The 1,226-nt window shown below is 58.2% G+C and carries 1 protein-coding gene; it reads left to right on the top strand.

Features of this window, described 5'->3' with window-relative positions:
* The coding region (locus O3648_RS08305; RefSeq protein ID WP_371569574.1) for a PDZ domain-containing protein at window positions 1–822 on the top strand (822 nt) is incomplete at its 5' end.
* Window positions 823–1,226 lie beyond the last annotated feature (404 nt).

Raw genomic sequence — 1,226 nt, 5'->3', positions numbered from 1 at the left:
GCCCTGTACCCGCACGTGAGCCATGAACAGGCAACGGCGGCGACCGGCGCGCAGATGGCTGATTCGCAGACTCAGGCGAAGGTCGCGGCGATGCGCGAGCTGAAGATGGCAGTGAATGAGAAGGTTCAGGTGCTTTCCACGGTGGAGGGTTCCCCGGCCGCGAGCGCGCTGAAGGCTGATGACCGCATCGTGAAGGTGGGGGAGAAGCAGATTGAGACCCTCACCGATGTTCCGAAGGCGGTAGACGCCTCGAACGGTTCGCCGATTGACGTGACCGTGGAACGTAACGGCACGCAGCAGACGTTTAAGCTGACCCCGGTTCGTTCCAGTGACAATAGCCGCTGGATTCTGGGTGCTGGCTTGAAGCAGAGCTATGACCCGCCGGCGCACGTGCAGTACAACCTGGACGGTGTGGGCGGTCCGAGCGCGGGTCTGATGCTCGCGCTGGGTACGGTCGATAAACTGAGTGAGGGTACTCTGCTCGCCGATGAGGACGCCGGAGGCGACCCATACCGCAGCTACATTTCGGGTACTGGCACGATTGATGCTGACGGTAAGGTTGGCGCAATTGGCGGCATTAAGTATAAGATCCTGGCGACGGGCCGTTACGGTGCGCGTTATTTCTTGGCGCCGAAGGAGAACTGCGATTCGATTGTGAAGATGCAGGCGCAGGACCCCGACCTGTTCAACTACTATCACGCCGGTCAGGTGAGCGGCACGATGACTGTGATTCCGGTGTCGACCCTGGATGAGGCGGTGAAGACGGTGGAGGCGATTAAGTCCGGTACACCGGATGATTCCCTGCCCCGTTGCGGCTCCTAACGTAACGTTTCTCTCCGAGAGGTTCTAACCCGTATAACGTAGAAGTCAGCCCCGGTACTTTACGGTACCGGGGCTGTTCTGCGTCCTTTTCTCTGTCCTCACCTCATTATTTCGCGCCTCAAAATCTCTTAACCCGGTCATATTTCGCCCCGAGCTTCTACGAGTTTCTGCCCTTCTGCTGTACCTCTGAGATACTTAAAGGCAGTTATTTTCTCTGAACATATGATGAGCGAGGAATTGTGTCTGAATCGACCAATAACACCGCGCATCCCAAGCCGACGAATCCTGCCCCCAAGCGCCGTAGCCCCCTGAAGGCAACGATTGCTGTGGTGGCGGTGCTCATTGCTGCGTTTGTGGGTGCGTCCCAGGTGTACACGGACTGGCTGTGGTTTGACCAGCTGGGT

The sequence above is a fragment of the Rothia sp. 27098_8_161 genome (genome assembly GCF_041432905.1).
Classification (GTDB): domain Bacteria; phylum Actinomycetota; class Actinomycetes; order Actinomycetales; family Micrococcaceae; genus Rothia.
The sequence above is the reverse complement of the archived record's forward strand: the minus strand, read 5'-3'. Positions and strand labels throughout refer to the sequence as shown.